The sequence below is a fragment of the Streptomyces sp. NPDC004658 genome (genome assembly GCF_040609555.1).
GTDB lineage: Bacteria > Actinomycetota > Actinomycetes > Streptomycetales > Streptomycetaceae > Streptomyces.
The window spans coordinates 1-2714 of record NZ_JBEXKG010000348.1; the positions used below are offsets into that span (position 1 = coordinate 1).

5 protein-coding genes and 1 pseudogene are annotated in these 2714 nt (G+C 66.6%); 4 read left to right on the plus strand and 2 right to left on the minus strand.

Annotated features, from left to right (window positions below; translation table 11 throughout):
• Nucleotides 1-114: 114 nt before the first annotated feature.
• The 3 genes from ABZV94_RS41115 (at nt 115) to ABZV94_RS41125 (ending at nt 1897) form a co-directional block, all read left to right on the plus strand.
• Nucleotides 115-666, plus strand: a complete 552-nt coding sequence (locus ABZV94_RS41115) for a hypothetical protein (RefSeq protein WP_356350164.1) — start codon at nt 115-117, stop codon at nt 664-666.
• A 558-nt stretch (nt 667-1224) separates the two neighbouring features.
• Entirely contained in the window at nt 1225-1428 is a 204-nt protein-coding gene (locus ABZV94_RS41120) for a cold-shock protein (protein WP_014670069.1), read from the plus strand.
• Nucleotides 1429-1525: 97 nt separating this feature from the next.
• On the plus strand, nt 1526-1897 hold the full coding sequence (locus ABZV94_RS41125; protein WP_356350171.1) for a hypothetical protein: 372 nt from the start codon (nt 1526-1528) through the stop codon (nt 1895-1897).
• On the opposite strand, the gene ABZV94_RS41130 is transcribed toward ABZV94_RS41125, so the two are convergent.
• Nucleotides 1869-2093: a hypothetical protein gene (locus tag ABZV94_RS41130; RefSeq protein WP_356350166.1), complete on the minus strand. Its 225-nt coding sequence runs from the start codon at nt 2091-2093 to the stop codon at nt 1869-1871. The genes ABZV94_RS41125 and ABZV94_RS41130 overlap by 29 nt on opposite strands.
• Before the next feature lie 83 nt (nt 2094-2176).
• Entirely contained in the window at nt 2177-2590 is a 414-nt protein-coding gene (locus tag ABZV94_RS41135) for a hypothetical protein (protein WP_356350168.1), read from the minus strand.
• 11 nt (nt 2591-2601) lie between these two features.
• Here ABZV94_RS41135 and ABZV94_RS41140 point away from each other — a divergent pair.
• Nucleotides 2602-2714: pseudogene (locus tag ABZV94_RS41140) on the plus strand (HNH endonuclease); the annotation flags it as partial.

Below are 2714 nucleotides of genomic sequence, written 5' to 3' on the forward strand. Positions count from 1 at the left end.
GGCCCCGCTTTCATACCCGGTCGGCCACGAGATCACCCGACCGAGTCGACGACCTCGAACTCACGCCCACCATGATCGGTACGACAACGGCTTCTCACCGACCTGCCGCCGGAAGTGCACACGCTCGCACAGAACAACCCCCACCTGCGCTACATCGTCGAGAACATCGTCACGTTGGCGCTCATCCTGGAAGCACGTCCGTGGGCGCTGGGCTTCAGCGACATGTGCCTGCTGACCAGCGATACCCCCATCGCCATATGGAACCGCCCCGACGACGAGGACCAGCTGCGCGCCGCCGCATTGAGCGACATCCTGCTCCCGCTGGACCCTCACCGCTTTCTGTTCCTACCTGGCCCCGCTACCCGGGGCACCGACCGGCGTAAGCACGTGGACCACCTGATGCACGCGGAAGGCGCCATCGGTTTCGCGCTCGTGGAGGTGGCCTACGACGTAGCTGACCAGTTCGTGATCCACCACCCGGAGCACGATCCCTGGAAGCACTGGAAGCCGAACAGCCCAGGGCAGCCCAAACCATGGGACGGGCAGACGCATTCCGCTCCTCAGTACATCTTGGAGTACGGCATATTTCCGCCCAGTCAGAACATTGAACGTCGCTGGACCGTGGAACACCCACCGCCTCGCTCCCCAGACGACGTGCACCTCTGACCTGTCGGAACATCACCCGGCGTGCACACAGCACCGGACCCCGGGCCTTGAGAGGCCCGGGGTCCGGTCACGGCGCAAGAAGGCGGTCAGGGGCTGTCCGGGACGGCCTGCGGGACCGACACCGGCCTTGCCCAGTCCATGCCCAGCGCCGCGCAGCTCCTGGCCGCCGGCGCCTCTTTGCGGCCGGGGGGCGGCGAGGATGTGCGGGGTGGCGGTGAGGTAGAGCCGGAACGGCGGTGGGTGGAGAACAGTCGGCGGCGGGGAGAGGCCATGCCTCGCCGCAGCCTTGTGCAGAAGAGGGGCGCGAAGTTGCTTGATCACCGTCGGCCGAGTCTCACGGGCGATCCAGCCCTTCGTTCCGGGCCGGATGCTGGCGTGTTTTCGCTAGCGGCTTCCGTCATGCCGTTATAGCGTTGTGATCAGCAGTCGTGGTTCCGAAGTTCCGTTCGCCCGTGATCGCCTCACGGGCGTTCTTGCTGTTCAGCGCCTCTCCGGACCAGGGCGATCACCTCCCGGTCGCGCAGCGTGCGTGCCCGGTTTCCCTCAAAGGAGACAGTCATGGCCAAGGGCACAGTGAAGTGGTTCAACAGCGAGAAGGGCTTCGGCTTCATCGAGCAGGAGGGCGGCGGCCCTGACGTCTTCGCCCACTACTCCAACATCGCCAGCCAGGGCTACCGCGAGCTGCAGGAGGGCCAGAAGGTCGAGTTCGACGTCACGCAGGGCCAGAAGGGCCCGCAGGCTGAGAACATCCGCCCCGCCTGATCGCGCCCCGGTAAGGGGGGCCCGGCATCCCGGCTTCGGGACGCCGGGCCCTTACCGTCGCACGACGGTTCATCTGACTACGGGGTGCGGCTGGGCGCTGGCCTGGGACGGGCAAAATGGACACCCGTTGTTTGACACTCAGGTCGCCCGACGCATCAGTACGGCCCCCTTGGTTGCTGGCGACGCCGTCTACATCGCCGCATTCGACCCAGGGCGGCGTGTAGTCCTCGATCCGCTCTCTGGCAGGGAGCTGTGGCGCAAGAGCGCAGGCGGCGCCTACCCGGCCCGCGTCGGCCAAGACGGCCGCCCGGAACCCGTCCCATTTGGGTTCGCCCGCCCAGCCCGGCCGCAGATCCGGCGTGGCTACGGGAGTGCTCAGCATCGGCTCCGGCAGCGTCCACGTCACACCGGATCCTTTCCACCAGGCGCTGCCCGCTCTTCTACGGCCTGCGCTCGGTCAGCTGGCTGACGGTGTTCTCGATCCACCGCAGCGTCCACTCGACTCCGGCCCGCCATCCGGGCTCCACGCTGTCGTACCGGCCTTCCACGTCAGCCCCGATGCTGGCTGCGAGCGTCCGCAGATCCTTCTGCAAGCCCTGCCGCCGGGCCGTTTCCGCGACCTGGCGCATCTCGTCAGTGATCTCGAAGGGGTACGTGTCACTCATCAACCCACCTTGGACGATCACCCCCGATGATGGCTATACCGCGGGTCACCAACCCCGAAGCGAGTGATGCAGTGCTCCGGTCGTCACAAGCGCTTCGAGGACGCAGCAGGTACACCCATATATGGGTCGCCAGGTGTACCGAAGAAGTGGGCGTCCCACGTGACCAGCTTGTCCCGCAGGCGGGCGAACTCACTGGCCAGGTCCCAGACGTCGTCACTGGACACCAGGTCGATCTCGGGGCGGCTGAGGCCCTCTGTGCCCTTGACGGTCCGCCAGCCGTGGACCTCGTCGTCGTACGCCCAGCAGATGTGAATGTACTGGTTGCGCTTGTCGAAGCCGGTCGTGCACAGTTCTAGATCGTGCAGCAGTGCGGCACGGGCTTGAGCCGGGATCCGCTCCTCGGGTACCGCCGCCAGCCGGTTCCTGGCCTTGCACCATCTCGTGGGGCTGGTCCGTGTAGGGCCGTTCGACGCCACCGAGATGAGCGTAGAGGCCATGCAGGATGTACGCGAAGGAGCGGGAGGCCTACGCCAACGACCTTGGCGACGACCGTGCTCTGATCGCGTGTCGGCTGCCTCGAACCGGTCCAAGGCGGACCAGGACCCGTCCACGTGGCTTCCG

Coding starts and splice junctions, on each gene's coding strand:
- ABZV94_RS41120 (WP_014670069.1), top strand. CDS start 1,225: ATGGCCAAGGGCACAGTGAAGTGGTTCAACAGCGAGAAGGGCTTCGGC.
- ABZV94_RS41130 (WP_356350166.1), bottom strand. CDS start 2,093: ATGAGTGACACGTACCCCTTCGAGATCACTGACGAGATGCGCCAGGTC.
- ABZV94_RS41135 (WP_356350168.1), bottom strand. CDS start 2,590: ATGGCCTCTACGCTCATCTCGGTGGCGTCGAACGGCCCTACACGGACC.